The organism is Bacillus cereus group sp. MYBK5-2, assembly GCF_051915685.1.
Lineage (GTDB): Bacteria > Bacillota > Bacilli > Bacillales > Bacillaceae_G > Bacillus_A > Bacillus_A cereus.
The window spans coordinates 533,954-550,794 of record NZ_JBQAFE010000002.1; the positions used below are offsets into that span (position 1 = coordinate 533,954).

Here is a 16,841-nt window from a genome sequence, read left to right on the forward strand (position 1 = left end):
CTTATTTTTGTTTTCTAAAGTAAATTAAGAATTATAACTATAATATCATAAGCGAATAGACTAAATTACCTATAAATCTATATTTAAAATGATTGGTGTTTACATGAAAATATAAGTATAGGTTTTTATCAAACGGAAATTTAGGAAGGATGGAAAAAATGAAGAATCTTGATGGGAAAGTAGCGTTAGTAACAGGAGCGAGTCGCGGAATTGGCCGTGCGATTGCGATGAGATTGGCGAAAGATGGAGCATTAGTTGCGATTCACTACGGTCGAAATAAGGCAGCTGCAGATGAAACGATTAGTGAGATTGAATCTAATGGAGGAAAAGCGTTCTTAATTGAAGCTGAACTCAATTCAATTGATGGTGTCAAAAAGCTAGTAGAACAGTTAAAGCATGAATTACAAATAAAAGTTGGTACATCAGAGATTGATATTTTAGTAAACAATGCAGGGATAGGTACACAAGGGACGATTGAAAATACGACAGAAGAAGTTTTTGATGAAATTATGGCCGTAAATATTAAGGCGCCATTCTTTTTAATTCAGCAAACATTACCGTTACTACGAGTAGAAGGGCGCGTTATTAACATTTCATCAGCGGAAGTAAGACTTGGTTTTACAGGGTCCATTGCATACGGCTTAAGTAAAGGTGCACTAAATACGATGACACTTCCTCTAGCTAAACATCTTGGAGAAAGAGGTATAACAGTGAATACAATTATGCCTGGATATACGAAGACAGATATCAATGCGAAATTGCTAGATGATCCGGAAATACGAAATTTTGCTACGAATTCATCTGTGTTCGGGCGAATAGGGCAAGTTGAAGATATTGCAGATACAGTAGCATTCCTTGCTTCTTCTGATAGCCGCTGGGTAACAGGGCAGATTATAGATGTTTCTGGAGGGTTTTGTTTATAGGGGCACTACTTCATAACCAGCAAGCTAATCAAGTAAATTACTAGTTATGAAACGACCCTCGTTTCATAACTAGTAATCTATAGAAAGGTAGGGATGATAAAGAAGTCTATTAAAACGTGATTTTTTCGCTAGGCAATTTGAATAAGGGGGCAGTTCTTTTTCTTAAGTTGATGGGCATGTATGGTGACCTCTATTAGTCGATAGTGAATGAACAATTTCGGGGTTCAGTTCAACTTTATTTAAAATAAGATTTTTTTGCAGTAAAATCAATGTTAGTGGAACTTTTTTAATCAACCTTTTTTTAAAATTAACATAAATACTTGCAATATTTAAATTAGTACTATATAGTTCTAGTTATGACAAAGGTAAAATTAATGAATCAAAAACGTGTGATTGAAGTAGCTGCAACATTATTTTTAGAAAAAGGGTTTGCTTATACAAGTATGGATGAATTAGTACGTGTAAGCAAAGTTTCAAAGTCTAATGTGTATTATCATTTTTCTAATAAGGAACAATTATTAGAAGGAGTCGTTGATTATTGGATTGAAATGTATCAATCTGCAATTGATGACGTACTTTCTCAGAACCAATTTTTAGTTGAAGATCGTATCCAACTGTTTTTAAAGCAATTATCACAAGGAGTTCAGTCGAGAGAGTATAAGGGGAGCTGTCCATTTATTACTCTTTATATTCAAAGTCCTACACAGGCCACGCAAATAAAAGAAAAAATAGGTCTTTTTTTTACAGGGTTACAAGAGAAAGTTTCTCTATTACTTAAACAAGGGGTAGAGAATGGAGAATTCAGAAATACGATTCATATTGATGAGGTTGCATCACTTTTTATTACAAATCTTGAAGGAGCGTTATTTATTTCAGAAACATTGAAGGATGCAACTGTAATCACGAAAACAGCAGATCATTTTTTAAAATTGCTTCGATAAAAGAAGCATTTTTTTTACATCAAATTAGTACTGAGTAGTACTAAAAAGGGGGATTTTATATGAGAACAGTATTTTTAACAGGTGGAACAGGCTTTATTGGAAAGCAATTAGTAAAAGAATTAGCCAAAGAAGATGTTAAAATTCTTCTTTTAGTAAGGTCGAAAAGTAAAGCAATACGTCTTTTTCAAGAAAGAGGCATCTTAAAAAAGGAAGTTATGCACTTTATTGAAGGTGATTTGACGAAAATAGATTTAGGTCTAAGTGCTGAAGATAAGGAGAGGGTATTGAAAACGGATGTGATTATTCACGCAGGAGGCCCCATGGATATTCAAGCGACAAGTAAAGAGGCAGCTTCCGTATTTTTAAATGGTGCCAAACATATTAGTGAATTAGCTAAAAGTATTCATCAATTGAAGGGCTTGCAACAATTTATTCATGTTGTAGGTTATATGAGTCCCTTTGATGATAAAAATAGTAAGATTGCAATTGATGTGTTTCAAGAAGGAAACAATTATTTGAAAATAAAAAATCCATATGAGAGAACAAAATTTTTAGCAGATCTCTATATCCGTCAGCAGGCATCAGCAGTAGGTTATCCGCTTTCTGTAATTAATCCGCCAACTGTAGTCGGCAGTAGTAAAACAGGGAGTACAGAGCAGATAGCAGGATTAGGTTTGCTTGTGATGAGTATGCGAAGGGGGCTCATGCCAGTGATTCCTGGAGGTAAGGGATATAGGTTACCACTTATTTCAAACGATGAGCTTGCGAAGTTTATTGTGCAGGTTTTCAGATTGGAGCAACCGACTATTCAAACATATACACTTGTTGAAGACAAACAGCACGATCAGAACATTGCTGAGTTATTAAGTATTATGTCAGAAAGTATGAATATGAGGGCACCAAAAATCTCTGTCCCAATGCCACTTATGAAAGCAATTATGAATAGTGGAGTAAGTAAAATAACAAAAATTCCTTCTGATGGACTGAATTTTATTACAAAACAAAAATTTTCAAATGTTTCAGCGAAAAAAATTATGGGAGGAGATTGGTTTAAGGAGACGAGTGTAATGAAATTTTTCCCTGCCGTAGTAGCTGATCTGGATTATCGAATGATGTATCAAAATGGCCAGCATAATCATTTATTTAAACGAACATTATGCGATAACACTACCCTTTACCAATTACAAGGAGAGGGTAAACCGTTTATTTTATTACATGGTTTATTGAGTGATGGAGAAGATTTATTTCCTTTAGCACAAGAGCTTCATGAAAAAACTGGTCAACCTGTATGGATCTTGGATCTTCCAGGTTTGGGACGTTCTCCTTTTAAACGAGAGAAAAATCTTCTAGATATCTATTTGAATGTAGTGAAAAAGTTATTGGAGAAAGCTACGAATGGTGCACATCTAATTGGTCATTCATTCGGTGCGTTTATTCTTCTGGAAGCATTGGTACAAGAGTACATAGATAAGAAGTATTCAATCACTTTACTTCAGCCACCTGTTGTTAAAAAAAATGCTAAATCGCTAAATGTTCCTCAATTTATGAACAAATGGACATTAAAATTAGCAACTACTAATTTGATAGGGCATTATTTATTAAGTAATGGTTTGTTTGAAAGTACGGAGAGCATCCCTGAGCATTATATTGAAAAAATAAGTAACAGTTTTACTTCTCCTAGAATTTTAAATACTACGGTTCAGCTTAACAGTTTACTCCTGAAAAACGATCAAGGTGATTTCAATGAAGTAACAACGTATAATCTTCACATTATTTGGGGGGATTATGACAGAGCCTATTCTGCTCCATCGCACCTTGGTAAGGTTGATTTTGTTCCATATGGCCATCATTTTCCTCTTAGCCATCCGAGTGAAACGGCAACATTAGTAATAAAAAATAGTAATACTAGCAGATGAGAGTGTGGGATAAATAAAAAGTGTGTAGTAAAATCGTTGTGTCTTTGGAATAAAATCGTACTGTTTGGGGTCCCGCCCCATCGCTATCAACTTAAGAATTAATTGTTCCCAAAAACGAAAAAAAGAAACATAGAAGCGAAAAAAACCTGTTTTTCTTTTTGATAAATATATTTATTGGAAAATACTTTGAACTTTCGGGTACAGATGCTCCTTCTATCCTATTATAGAAGCTATTTTGAACGTAAGTAATTTGTAAGGAATAGGTAAGAAAAAAGAGATTTTCATTGTGTAGGATAAAAATATAAGGCGGTGTGAAAGGCGGAACAGATATGACTTATATATGAAAAAACAAACCAGTAATAAGAGTGTTTCAAAGAAAAGAAGTAATTTCTGGGGTTAACATACATGTGGAAGAAAAGGGATTTACCGTTTGTTAAGACAGAATAGCCTTTGTAAAAATAATAATTATGAATATAATTACGAATTTAATTCTGACTTTTTTGTCATTGTTGGAGATGATAGCTGTGTGATTAATACGAAACAGCAAGCAACTAATTTTACAATTTAAATAAAGGAGAGGATGCTTTATGAAAACATGCAGTAAAATTACATGTGCAAGTCTATCACTTTTAATAGCTGGAAGTTCCCTGTTATATATAACACCAGCCTCAATTGTAAAAGCAGAACCCACGCAAAATGTATCTAGTTCGTTACAAACAAGTAATCAAAGCGATCGTACTTCCGTTAAGAAAGCAATACGGGATTCACTCCAACTTGGATACCCTGGAATACTAGCTCAAATTTCTAAGGGTGGCAAAAATTGGAGCTATGCCGCCGGGATAGCGGATCTGAGAACCAAGAAGCCGATGAAAACAGATTTTCGCTTTCGCATTGGCAGTACGACGAAGACATTCATTGCAACAGTGCTACTTCAATTGGCTGGAGAGAACCGCTTGAATTTAGATGACTCCATCGAAAAATGGTTGCCTGGCGTCATTCAAGGAAACGGATATGATGGTAACCAGATTACGATCCGGCAGTTATTGAATCATACAAGTGGGATTGCTGAATACTTAAAGTCAAAAGACTATGATATTATGGATACAAAAAAATTGTATACGGCTGAAGAATTAGTAAAGATGGGAATTTCTCTTCCACCAGACTTTGCTCCAGGTAAGGGCTGGTCTTATTCAAACACAGGATACGTAATACTGGGTATCCTTATTGAAAAAGTAACTGGAAACAGCTATGCGGAAGAGGTTGAAAATCGGATTGTTGAGCCGCTCGAATTGTCGAATACATTCCTACCTGGTAATTCAACTGTTATTCCAGGTACCAATCATGCCCGTGGATATGAAAGATATGACGGAGAAAGTGAGCTAAAAGACGTTACTTATTCATACCCAGGTAGCTCGGATGGAGATATGATTTCTACTGCTGACGATTTAAACAAATTCTTCTCTTACTTACTCAGTGGCAAATTAATGAAGGAACAGCAACTAAAACAAATGCTTACTACAGTTCCTACAGGAATTGCTGAAATCGGCAGATATGGTCTTGGAATCTATGAAACTAAACTTCCAAACGGTGTCTCGATATGGGGACACGCAGGTGCCTCTCCAGGGTTTTCTACTTTTGCTGGAGGCACACTTGGAGGCAAGCATACATTGGCCATCAATTTGAATGGCCATAAAACTAGTTATAGTCCTTCTGATCCTTTTAAAAATATTTTACTTGCTGAATTTAGCAAGTAGGTAAAAAGGAAAAACAGATAAATCTTTCCATAGTTTTTATAGTTAGAAATATATATTTCTGGTTCGAAAAACTTATTCTAAAAAATTTTTGGGGATTTTGGAATTACGGGGGCAAGCCAATGTTATTAAGCTAATAAAACAAAATAGTCCCTAAAATAAAAAAATACGCTATTCTTTCTGTAGAATCATAGAAAAGGATGGCGTATTTTTAAACTTGGGGTTAAAGAAAGTTCTTAAGTTGATGGACATGTGGCGGTACCCCATCACCATCAAGTTAAAATTTTATAATGCTCCAAAACGAAAAATTTGAGTCTTTTATAGCAATGAAGTTCATTTTATCGTTTTGGGGCAACCTGATCTGGTGGTACGCCTTATAGATATTTTTACGTTTTTAATTTTTGTATTGACCTTAAAGTTACTTTAAGGTTTATGCTAAAGACAATTACATAAAAAAGCTTTTTTTATGTCTATATATAATTAATCATAAGGTGAGGAAAGTCATATGGGTATATACAATAGGAAAAATTTAGCTTTAGTTTTAGCATTATTTAATGTATTTATTGTATTTTTAGGAATTGGTCTTGTAGTTCCTGTAATGCCATCTTATATGAGGGCATTACATTTAGGCACTGACACTATGGGATATTTAATTGCTATGTTTGCATTTTTTCAACTATTAACATCTCCTATTGCCGGAATATGGGTAGATATATTTGGACGAAAAAAAATGATCATAGCAGGGTTAATTCTATTTTCCTTTTCTGAATTTTTATTTGGAGTTGGAAATCAAATATGGGTATTATTTCTTTCTAGAGCACTAGGAGGTGTTAGTGCTGCATGTATGATGCCGGCAGTCACTGCTTTTATAGCTGATACAACATCATTAGAAAACAGAGCAAAAGCATTAGGGTATTTATCAGCAGCTATTAGTACAGGATTCATTATTGGACCTGGTATTGGTGGCTTTATATCTGATTTTGGCATACGTGCACCGTTCTTTTTTGCAGCAGTAATTTCTGGTATCGCTGCGTGTTTTTCAGTATTCATTTTGAAAGAACCTGTATCTAAAGAACAACGAATTAAAATGCAAGATAACAAAATACAAGTTAGTTTTTTAAAAGAAATGAAACAATCTTTTCACCCTTTATATTTTATCCCACTATTACTGGTTTTTGTTTTAGGATGTGGTTTATCAGCTTATGAACATATGTTTAGCTTTGTTGTTGATAAAAAGTTTGGTTTTACACCTAAAGATATATCAATAATTATTTCAGTAAGCGCCATATTAGGAGTAATAGCACAAATCATGTTTTTTGAAAAATTAGTAAAAAAATTTGGTGAAAAAGGAATCATTAAATATAGCTTATTCATAGCCGCTATAATTATAGTTGTATCTACATTTGTCGGTAATTATTGGATGGTCGCGATTTTAACGTTTATCATCTTTTTGGCATTTGATTTACTTCGACCAGCAATTACAACATTACTTTCTAAAATAGCTGGAGAAAATCAAGGATTTATCGGAGGGATGAATTCCACTTATACAAGTCTCGGGAATATAATAGGGCCAGCAACGGGAGGCATTTTACTTAATGTAAATGTAAATCTACCATATATCTTTGCAGGATTAATTCTTGCTATTGGATTTGGCATAACTGTATACTGGTCCAAATATATAACAAAAAACAACAGAGATACATTTCCAATGCAATCCTAATCTTATTGACAGGTTTCTATTTAAACCCAAACCAGAAAGCTTACGTTTTTATTTAATAAATCCCTTAAGTTGATGGGCATGGGGTACCGCCAACGAGAAGCGAATTTTGCACGCTAAGCAAAAAAAAACAATAAGCTGTACACATGGACAGCTTATTTACATTATTCTCGTTATTGGAAGTTATTTTTAACTTTTCCTGATCCGAAAGAGTCAATCTTTGTTTTGTTCTTCTAATAGTTGAATAACCGTATCTAATTTTTGTTCAACTGAATCTTGCTTTTTGCGATTGTTAGTATGCCGAATTATACGTATAATTCCCCCGAACACTGCACCGATGATTACTAAAATAATAGCAACTCCCATGTAATAAATAGAGTTTTCTAAAGGCATTATTTAGAATCTCCTTTTTCCCTATTTTACCCTTTAAAAGGATTGATATATTGTTTGATTTTGGTTAATATAATACCCTGATTTTTATAAATTAATATATGTATTATCTTATAAAAAAACTCAGCAGGATTTATTCTGATGAGTTTTTTTGTTTATATAATTTATCAATAATTATTCTTTTTTCTCCGGCTGATAGGAAAGAATAACGACACCTGAACTGGTCGTTCTTGTTTCGATCAGTTTTAAAGCCTTTGTATCGTTTCCGGTTTTAAAGAGATGCTTTCCGCTTCCCACGATAACAGGATTGACCATAAAATGATATTCATCAATGAGGTCGTGTTGCATCAATGTCTGTATAAGCTCACCACTACCATAAATTAAAAGGTTCTGACCGGGCTGTTCCTTCAGTTTCGATATTTCTTCTACAATATTCCCCTTGATAAGGTTTGCATTCCATTCGGTTTCTTCCAAAGTTGTTGAAGCAACAAATTTAGGCATGCTGTTCATCTTATCAGCAAAACCTTCTTCATCAGCCATAGAAGGCCAGGCAGCTGCAAAACCTTGATAGGTTACTCGCCCTAGTAGAAGAGCTTCACTTTCAAACAGTAAATCGGATTGAAACTTTGCTACTTCTTCATTGAAATATGGAGCAGTCCAAGCTGGTTCCTCCATGACACCATCTAGTGAGAGGTACATCGATACAATTATTTGTCCCATTTTGTTCTCCTTTAGTTTTAAATTGAGATTTTTACATATTGGTAACACAATTATTAATTCTTCAGTTAGCGAAATTCTCCTTTTTTAATAATTTCGACAAAATGTATTTATGTATGTTTCGGAATAACTCAATATATATTAATAACTTCGAAATATTGTATGACAGATAATTTTTACGCATTATTGATTAGCATTGCTTATTGTGCAAACGAATCAGGATAGTGTGGCGACCGACTAAATAGTTGCTTATCCTCAATTATTAGAAGGAAAGTTCTATCATTTCACGAATTGATTAGACATAGACGAGTGCTATAATTTTCTATATATACATAAAGAGGTGACTACGCATGAATCAAAGACCGTCAGAAGAAGAATACGCTGGGAGCTCCGGCGAATATATCCGTTTGGTGCCAGACGGTAACATCATCGACATTCTGCTCGCTCAGGAAAAGCAAATGACCGAGCTCCTGGCATCGTTGACCGAAAGCCAGGCCGCATATCGGTATGAGGAAGGAAAATGGACGCTGAAAGAAGTCGTGGGCCACATTGCAGACGCGGAACGCGTCATGACCTACCGCCTGCTCCGGTTTGCAAGAGGGGACCGGTCGCCTCTGACCGGTTTCGATCAGGAATTGTTCATACCTCCTTTCGGAAGCTGGACAACCGCGCAATTGGCCGAAGACTACCGGGCCGTACGGCAATCAACGATCACATTGCTGCGCGGGCTACCGGCGGAGGCATGGCCCCGCAAGGGCACAGCCAACAACCTAAGCATTACGGCGCGCGCCCTCGCGTACGGCATCGCAGGACACGAAATTCATCACATGGGGGTCATACGAAATCGGTATTTGAGTTAATCGCCGGCTGAGGCCATTGGAATGGAACTAACACCTCACATACAATCTTAGATACCGTTCTTATTGGGGCCCGTCCCACAACCATCAACTTAAGGATTTAAACTATTTTTGTAATTAAAAGCACGTTACTATTCTCTTATGTTAATGAGAATAGTAACGTGCTTTTTATGAATATGCACCAAAAACAAGAGTTATATCGATTTTTCTCATTTTGGGGTATTTGATTTTCTTAGATTGAGGGTGATGGGGCACTACTCTATAATGGTCAAATTAAAATTTAAAACAGTTATAGAGACTCCATTTCTCGGAAATATTGTAACTATTAAGTTGTAAAAAGAACCGTAGTTTTTCACTTTTGAAAAAGCTATGGTCTTTTTAATTGTAGCAAAAATATGATGCGAGGGAGGTTTTTATAAATCAAAAAAATTTGATTAATCAGTTGCATAAAGAACGAATCAGCGTATATACTATAAACATCAAAAAAAGTTGATGAAGGGAAGTGAACTACAGTGACACAAGATTTTCAGTTATATGAGAAAAAATTCAAAGCGTTGGCGGATCAAAAGCGTTTAGAAATTATGTATGAACTTTGCCAGCGGGGCCAGACGTGTGTATGTGATTTAACAGAAGTTTTTGAAATGACGCAATCTAAGTTGTCCTATCATTTAAAGATTTTATTAGATGCGGGTTTAATTGTAAAAGAAACAAAAGGTACGTGGAGTTATTATGATTTAAATGATGCGGAAGTGAATAATTTATTATCAGAAGAATTGTGCTGTATCTTTAGAAAAACAGGGAAAGGTAGTTGCTGTTAAAATTTTGAACTATTAATCAAAAAAAATTGATTAATGATATATAAAGAGGAGGAATAAGGATGAGATATGTTCACGTTGGTATAAACGTTACGAATTTAGAGAAGTCTATTGAATTTTATGAAAAGGTATTTGGTGTATCACCAGTTAAAGTGAAAACAGATTATGCAAAATTTTTATTAGAGACGCCAGGACTTAATTTCACGCTGAACGTGCGAGATGAAGTGAAGGGAAATCAGGTAAATCATTTTGGTTTCCAAGTGGATACAGCTGAAGAAATTACATTGCATAAAGAACGATTAGAAAAAGAAGGTTTCTTCGCGCGTGATGAGATGGATACGACTTGTTGCTATGCAGTACAAGATAAGTTTTGGGTAACGGATCCCGATGGTAATGAGTGGGAGTTCTTTTATACAAAAGCAGATAGTAATGTTCATAAAATAGAAGACCCATCTTGTTGTACGACTTCTACCGTAGTAGAAAAAAATTCTTGTTGTTAATAGGAGATGGAAAATAAAATGAAACGTTTATCCTTTCTAGACCGCTATTTAACACTATGGATTTTTCTAGCGATGGCTGTTGGGATTGGTTTAGGGTTTGTGTTCCCTAGTGTAGTAGACGGATTGAATACATTACAGGTTGGAACGACGTCTATTCCACTTGCTGTTGGTTTAATTGTAATGATGTATCCACCATTAGCGAAAGTTCGCTATGAGGAAATGGGACGAGTATTTAAAGATGTAAAAGTGTTAGTTCTATCTTTAGTACAAAACTGGATTATTGGCCCGGTACTTATGTTTGTGTTAGCAATTATTTTTCTTCCTGATAAACCAGAATACATGGTGGGTCTCATTATGATTGGATTAGCACGTTGCATTGCAATGGTCATTGTTTGGAACGATCTTGCTGATGGTGATAAAGAGTATGCGGCAGGTTTAGTGGCTTTTAATTCGGTATTTCAAATGTTATTCTTCTCGGTTTATGCATACGTGTTTGTAACGGTAATTCCAGAATGGTTAGGAATTGAAGGGGCTATTGTCGATATTACAATGATAGAAGTAGCAAAATCAGTATGTATCTATTTAGGAATTCCTTTTATAGCAGGTATGTTGACGCGCTTTGTACTCGTTAAGTTAAAAGGAAGACAGTGGTACGAAAAGGTGTTTATACCTAAAATTAGTCCACTTACATTACTTGCATTACTATTTACAATCATCATTATGTTCTCCTTAAAAGGGGAGATGATTGTTAGCATGCCACTAGATGTGGTAAGAATAGCGATGCCGTTATTAATCTATTTTATTGTAATGTTTTTTGTATCTTTCTTTATGGGAAGAAAAATTGGTGCCAACTACCCGATAACAACAACGTTAGCATTTACAGCTGGTAGTAATAACTTTGAGTTAGCAATTGCTGTAGCAGTTGGTGTGTTTGGTATTCATTCGGGCGCAGCATTCGCAGCTGTTATCGGACCGTTAGTGGAAGTGCCTGTAATGATTGCACTTGTAAACGTTGCTTTTTGGTTTAAACGTAAATATTTTAATGACCAACCAGTATAATTTAAAAACAAAGGCGGAAAACAACATGGAAAATAAAAAGACAATCTATTTCTTATGTACAGGAAATTCATGCAGAAGCCAAATGGCAGAAGCATGGGGCAAACAATATTTAGGAGATAAGTGGAATGTATATTCTGCAGGAATCGAAGCACACGGAGTGAATCCAAACGCAATTAAAGCAATGAACGAAGTAAATATCGACATAACAAATCAAACATCAGATATAATTGATGCAAACATTTTAAATAGTGCTGATTTAGTCGTTACGCTTTGTAGTCATGCGGATGCTGTATGCCCATCTACTCCGCCGCATGTGAATCGTGTTCACTGGGGATTTGATGATCCAGCAGGAAAAGAATGGTCTGAATTTCAACGTGTTCGCGATGAAATTGGAGAACGTATAAAGCGATTTTCTGAAACAGGGGAGTAAATAAAGGAAAGAGTCAATCTTCTATTGTGTTGGAGATTGGCTCTTTTTTATTATGTATTTCATTTACTTATCGCATCGTTTTAAAACTACTCTTGAAAATAATACAGAATATTATGTGAAAATGGTAAAGTTAGAATAGAACAGTTTAAAACAGGGGGTGTAACGTATGATCTGTGAACTAAGCAAGAATGGTTTTTATAGGTGTAATCGTTTAGTGAATGAACAAGGTCAATTAGAGGTACGTGCTGTAATTGCAGGAGTGAATCCTGGTCGTATATTTGTAGATAACGTGTCTTCTCCTAATTCGGGACTCATTTGGTTAGGTAATAATGATGGCTTCTTCTTTATTGGAGATGCTGAAAATGAAGAGTTTAATAAAGAAATGAATCGTTTTATTAATAATGTAATAGTACCTGAGGCGAGGAAAGCAGGACTAGATTGCTTTGAAGGAATCGGAAATCATTCAAAGTGGAACAAAACAATTGAAAGAATATTTCAGCACCGTAACTTAAAGAGTTGGAATCAAAGAGTGTATACGCTAAGAAAAAAGGGTTATGAAAATCATCATGAACCTGAAATTGAACAGGAATATACTGTGCTGAAAATGAGTAAAGCTCTCTATGAAAATAGTAATAATGCATTTAAGAATATTGATTTTTTACAATCAAAAATTTTAGAGTTTTGGTCTTCATCGGATCGTTTTTTCAATGAGGGAATCGGTTATTGCATTGTTTATGATGATGTAATTGTGAGTGTTTGTTTTTTAGGGTTTGTATTTGAAAATATACACTGCATAGATATTGAAACGATAGAAGGTTACCAGGGGAGGAAATTAGCTCAAAAGATAGCGCATAGTTTTGTAAAAGATTGTTTGGAGAATGATATTATTCCATATTGGGACTGTATGGAATTGAACAAGCCTTCTGTTGCAGTTGTAGAAAATGTAGGGTTTACAAATGTATTTAACTATGTGGGATATTATTTTTTATTTGAATAATCTAGGTATACTTTACAATTTACACTTTGAGATTGTCCAATCATTATATATATCTACAATTTAAAAAAGAAAGCATATGAGGTGTGCGAAAATGAAAATACAAATAGTATTGTTTGATGGTTTCGGAGAACTTGTCTCTTTCGCACCGTTTGAGGTACTGAAAAGAGCGATAGAAGAAGGGGCTCAATTTGTAGTTGAATTCGTTTCGAGTGAACAAAAGAAGGAAGTTACTACCTCGTTTGGAGTTACAGTTAAACTACATGATTTTTTACGAATGGAGAATCGTCCAGATTTGTTAATTGTACCTGGTGGTGGCTGGAATCATAAAGCAGAGCATGGGGCACGAAAGCAAGCAGAGCTTGGAACTTTGACTAAAATGATTAGCGAGATGTACAATGCAGGAACAATCGTTGCTGGCGTGTGTACAGGGGGTATGCTGTTAGCAGCCTCTGGTATATTGAACGGTCGAAAGGCAACGATGCACTATTTGGCACAGGATGAAATGAGTGAATACGGGGCAGAGCTTCTTCATTACCGAATTGTAGATCAAGACGATGTTATCACTGCAAGAGGAGTCACTTCAGGAGTTGATTTGGGACTTTGGATCACGGAAAGATTCGCAAGTCCTAAAATTGCGGCTGCTGTTGAATACAGAATGGAATATGAGAGGCGAGGTGTTGTTTGGAAGTAATTTGACTTCTTTTTTATCCCGCATTAACGGACAGTAAGACTCCCACCACAAAATTCAGCGAATGGGAGGGAGGGCTGCCCGGAAAAAAACAATGGATATGTACTAATAATCAGTGGGGATGACAAAACTCCTACTGATGAAAGTTTCATTTTATAATTTTTCATCTTATTAAAAGTTGATTTGTTAGAAAGGATAATCATTTATTGCTATAATGAATGGATGCGTGGCAGGAAATAGATAGAAAGATACTGCTAGTAATTTATACTTAAAATGTAGGGAGATTGAACAGAGTTATGGGGACAGAAAAAGAAATTAGTTCCGCTAAATTAATATGGAAGATGACGCGCCCGCATACATTAACGGCGACGTTTTCTCCTGTAATTTTAGGGACAGTGGCATCACTTTATGTTGCCAAAATTGATTGGCTTTTATTTATTGCGATGATGCTTGCATGTTTAGCGCTGCAAATAGCAACGAACTTATTTAATGAGTACTATGATTTTAAACGTGGATTAGATACCGCTGAATCCGTTGGCATCGGTGGCGGAATTGTCCGTCATGGATTGAAGCCAAAAAATGTGTTAACAGTTGCGCTTTTATTATATGTCGTAGCAGCTTTTATTGGCATTTATATTTGTATGAATAGCAGCTGGTGGTTAGTCGTCATCGGTTTAATTGGAATGGCGGTTGGCTATTTATATACAGGCGGTCCATTACCAATTGCGTACACCCCGTTTGGAGAATTAGTTTCTGGATTGTTAATGGGAACATGTTTTGTACTCATTGCTTTCTTTATTCAAACGAATACTGTAACGATTGAAAGTGTATTGATTTCCATTCCAATTGGAATTTTAGTAGGTGCAATCAATATGTCGAATAACATCCGAGATATCGAAGAAGATATTAAAGGTGGAAGAAAGACATTAGTAATCCTCCTTGGGAGAGAAAAAGCTGTGGTAACACTAGCGATAGCCTTTTTCATTGCGTATTTATGGATTGCCGTAATTGTATTAATGGGTTATATAAGCCCTTGGGCATTAGTTATGTTCCTAGGTTTGAGAAAGCCAATTTCTGCGATTCAAAGTTTCCAAAAAGGGGCAAAGGATCCTGGATATATGCGCATCGCAATGAAATCAACAGCGATGACAAATACGATTTTCGGCTTCTTGTTGTCAGCAGGATTATTAATTAGTTACTTGTTTTAAATGAAAAATATTGTTAAGTAACTTAACCCCAGTTTCTCAATTTTAATATAGAGAGATTGGGGTTTTTATTTTGACTAAGTTTAACGTTAAGAGTCGAAATGCAAATACCAATAAATTGCAACTTCATCATTTTCAATATCCAAACCTTTATAAACAAGAAAATCAAACCCACCAATTACAAATCCGCATTTTTCATAGAACTTACATGCTGCGACATTATTATTTTGCGTTTCAAGCATGATACCTGGCATATTGCCTTTTTTTGCCCACTGCTTTGCTTGATCAACTAATCTTTTACCAACTCCGAGTGTACGATATTTTTTATCTACCGTTATATCTTCTATGTAAGCATAGTGGTTCCAATTCTTTTTTAATACCATTAATCCAATGATTTGGTTATGTAACAGTGCTATGTAAATGACTTGATTAGGTTTATTTATATATTCATTGTAAGGCAGTTCTTCATTATCATCTTGATTTTGTAAATAACTTTTTTCATAACTCGGAACGTCTTCTGCTGTATATTTTATACATCTATTTCCTTTGGAAAGAGAAAGAATTAACCGAGCGTTCACTATAAAACTGTCATCAATCTCCGGGAGATTATCTAAATCATTTGTTTCTAACTCTCTAATTACAAGGTTCATCGGGGCACCTCCACATAATAATATTTCTTCTAGTTCTTCATTTGGTTCAAATGAATTCCAATTACAAAATTATAATTGAATTTCAATAGTACGGCTATCTTTGTATTTTATCTTTATATCAGTATGCTATTATCTTGATATAAAAATATTGTTTAGAAAGAGTAGTATCTTTTATTTTGGATGTATATTCAGTTTTCAAATTTAACTGTAATAGAGAAAAAATATTTTTTAAAGAGTGGATGCAATAGGCTATTCTTTAACTAATTTCGACATTATCTGCATTTTATCTTCACCTTCCTCTATTAATCTATTTATTGTAAATATCAGCTGGAGTTAATGCTTAGCTGTATAAATAATGAATATGAAAATGAGTAGGGAAAGGATCGAAACATAATGAAAGAATCACAAAATAAGAAAAAAACAAGTGGAGTAAATAAGGTAATACTATCTTTAGGAGTTGTTTTAGCAACGACCTTTTTCACGTTCTTTTTAATAGGGAAATGGAACTCTATCCCAGCGAAAGGGGTAGCTAATGAAAGTATTAGGCTAGCTAATACGCAACAACAAGGAAAGAAAGAGGACACATCGCTGGCAAAACAGAAAAGACCTGATGGAAAACCAGTAGGAAAGGTTGTTTATTTAACATTTGATGACGGCCCTAGCGAATTAACTGGAAAATTTTTAGATGTACTAAAAGAGCAACATGTTGCCTCGACATTTTTTATGCAAGGAAGCAATTTACAGAATACCGCTTTTCAGGAAAATGTAAAACGAGCAGTAAAAGAAGGACATTATATTGGTGCTCATAGTATGACACATAATAGTGATAAGCTATACAAAAAAGAACAATTTGTAACGGAGATGAAAGAAACGTTAGCTCTTATTCATAATATTACAGGTACAACTCCTAAACTAGTCCGTCCCCCATATGGATCTGCACCAGGATTAAAGGGGCAGGACATTCGTAACAAAATTGTAGAAGCAGGAATAAAAGTTTGGGATTGGACGATAGATTCAAATGATTGGAAATTAAAAGGTAACCCACAGCAAATTATAGAAAATGTAAAGCGTACAACAACAGAAGATGTGGAAGTAGTTCTAATGCATGAAAAACTACAGACATTACAAGCGCTTCCGGAAATTATTAAATTTTATAAGGAAAAAGGATATGAATTCGGGGTATACAATGAAGCGGATCATTTTCAACTAAACTTCCAGAAAGATCAACGTCTATAGTATAAACATAATTATTTTAAAAAGGTGTTTTCCATTACTAAATCAATAA

At 35.0% G+C, this 16,841-nt stretch carries 17 protein-coding genes; 14 read left to right on the top strand and 3 right to left on the bottom strand.

All coding sequences use genetic code 11. From position 1 onward, the window contains the following. The first annotated feature begins 158 nt into the window (after window positions 1-158). From ACTFP3_RS11020 to ACTFP3_RS11040, 5 genes are all read left to right on the top strand, one after another. Window positions 159-923, top strand: coding sequence for an SDR family oxidoreductase (locus tag ACTFP3_RS11020; protein WP_326036961.1), 765 nt, complete (start codon window positions 159-161; stop codon window positions 921-923). A gap of 374 nt (window positions 924-1,297) precedes the next feature. Continuing rightward, on the top strand, window positions 1,298-1,864 hold the full coding sequence (locus ACTFP3_RS11025; protein ID WP_001072300.1) for a TetR/AcrR family transcriptional regulator: 567 nt from the start codon (window positions 1,298-1,300) through the stop codon (window positions 1,862-1,864). A gap of 59 nt (window positions 1,865-1,923) precedes the next feature. Then, a complete protein-coding gene (locus tag ACTFP3_RS11030; protein ID WP_326036960.1) occupies window positions 1,924-3,780 on the top strand; it encodes an alpha/beta fold hydrolase in 1,857 nt (618 codons plus the stop codon). 587 nt (window positions 3,781-4,367) lie between these two features. Then, window positions 4,368-5,534: a serine hydrolase domain-containing protein gene (locus ACTFP3_RS11035; protein ID WP_440010429.1), complete on the top strand. Its 1,167-nt coding sequence runs from the start codon at window positions 4,368-4,370 to the stop codon at window positions 5,532-5,534. A gap of 502 nt (window positions 5,535-6,036) precedes the next feature. Beyond that, the gene (locus tag ACTFP3_RS11040; RefSeq protein WP_326036494.1) at window positions 6,037-7,251 is read left to right on the top strand and encodes an MFS transporter; all 1,215 of its coding nucleotides are present in this window, start codon (window positions 6,037-6,039) and stop codon (window positions 7,249-7,251) included. Window positions 7,252-7,461: 210 nt separating this feature from the next. Here the strand turns inward: ACTFP3_RS11040 and ACTFP3_RS11045 are convergent, their stop codons facing one another. Then, window positions 7,462-7,641 carry a DUF4083 family protein gene (locus tag ACTFP3_RS11045; protein ID WP_001127750.1) on the bottom strand — a complete coding sequence of 60 codons (180 nt, stop codon included), beginning with the start codon at window positions 7,639-7,641 and terminating at the stop codon, window positions 7,462-7,464. 171 nt (window positions 7,642-7,812) lie between these two features. After that, window positions 7,813-8,358: a dihydrofolate reductase family protein gene (locus ACTFP3_RS11050; protein WP_326036495.1), complete on the bottom strand. Its 546-nt coding sequence runs from the start codon at window positions 8,356-8,358 to the stop codon at window positions 7,813-7,815. A gap of 347 nt (window positions 8,359-8,705) precedes the next feature. On the opposite strand from ACTFP3_RS11050, the gene ACTFP3_RS11055 reads away from it, so the two are divergent. The 8 genes from ACTFP3_RS11055 to menA all read left to right on the top strand — a co-directional run bounded on the left by ACTFP3_RS11055 (window position 8,706) and on the right by menA (window position 14,909). Further along, complete coding sequence (locus ACTFP3_RS11055; RefSeq protein ID WP_440010434.1) at window positions 8,706-9,215, top strand: DinB family protein; 510 nt, start codon at window positions 8,706-8,708, stop codon at window positions 9,213-9,215. Window positions 9,216-9,724: 509 nt separating this feature from the next. Then, a complete protein-coding gene (gene arsR / locus ACTFP3_RS11060; RefSeq protein ID WP_002024507.1) occupies window positions 9,725-10,030 on the top strand; it encodes an arsenical resistance operon transcriptional regulator ArsR in 306 nt (101 codons plus the stop codon). A 59-nt stretch (window positions 10,031-10,089) separates the two neighbouring features. Continuing rightward, window positions 10,090-10,527, top strand: coding sequence for an ArsI/CadI family heavy metal resistance metalloenzyme (locus ACTFP3_RS11065; RefSeq protein ID WP_440010437.1), 438 nt, complete (start codon window positions 10,090-10,092; stop codon window positions 10,525-10,527). Window positions 10,528-10,545: 18 nt separating this feature from the next. After that, window positions 10,546-11,586: an ACR3 family arsenite efflux transporter gene (gene arsB, locus ACTFP3_RS11070; RefSeq protein WP_086389129.1), complete on the top strand. Its 1,041-nt coding sequence runs from the start codon at window positions 10,546-10,548 to the stop codon at window positions 11,584-11,586. A 25-nt stretch (window positions 11,587-11,611) separates the two neighbouring features. Further along, window positions 11,612-12,016, top strand: a complete 405-nt coding sequence (gene arsC / locus ACTFP3_RS11075; RefSeq protein ID WP_000428353.1) for an arsenate reductase (thioredoxin) — start codon at window positions 11,612-11,614, stop codon at window positions 12,014-12,016. Window positions 12,017-12,182: 166 nt separating this feature from the next. Further along, the gene (locus ACTFP3_RS11080) at window positions 12,183-13,013 is read left to right on the top strand and encodes a GNAT family N-acetyltransferase (RefSeq protein WP_326036499.1); all 831 of its coding nucleotides are present in this window, start codon (window positions 12,183-12,185) and stop codon (window positions 13,011-13,013) included. A gap of 91 nt (window positions 13,014-13,104) precedes the next feature. Next, complete coding sequence (locus tag ACTFP3_RS11085) at window positions 13,105-13,704, top strand: DJ-1/PfpI family protein (RefSeq protein WP_000701573.1); 600 nt, start codon at window positions 13,105-13,107, stop codon at window positions 13,702-13,704. A gap of 293 nt (window positions 13,705-13,997) precedes the next feature. Further along, window positions 13,998-14,909 carry a 1,4-dihydroxy-2-naphthoate polyprenyltransferase gene (gene menA, locus ACTFP3_RS11090; RefSeq protein WP_326036500.1) on the top strand — a complete coding sequence of 304 codons (912 nt, stop codon included), beginning with the start codon at window positions 13,998-14,000 and terminating at the stop codon, window positions 14,907-14,909. Between the two features lie 86 nt (window positions 14,910-14,995). Here menA and satA read toward each other — a convergent pair whose 3' ends face one another. Next, a complete protein-coding gene (satA, locus tag ACTFP3_RS11095) occupies window positions 14,996-15,556 on the bottom strand; it encodes a streptothricin N-acetyltransferase SatA (RefSeq protein WP_001054994.1) in 561 nt (186 codons plus the stop codon). A gap of 393 nt (window positions 15,557-15,949) precedes the next feature. Here satA and ACTFP3_RS11100 point away from each other — a divergent pair, with 393 nt between their 5' ends. Continuing rightward, window positions 15,950-16,792 (top strand): polysaccharide deacetylase family protein, encoded by an 843-nt coding sequence (locus ACTFP3_RS11100; protein WP_000665162.1) that lies wholly within the window; start codon window positions 15,950-15,952, stop codon window positions 16,790-16,792. The last annotated feature ends 49 nt before the right edge of the window (window positions 16,793-16,841 follow it).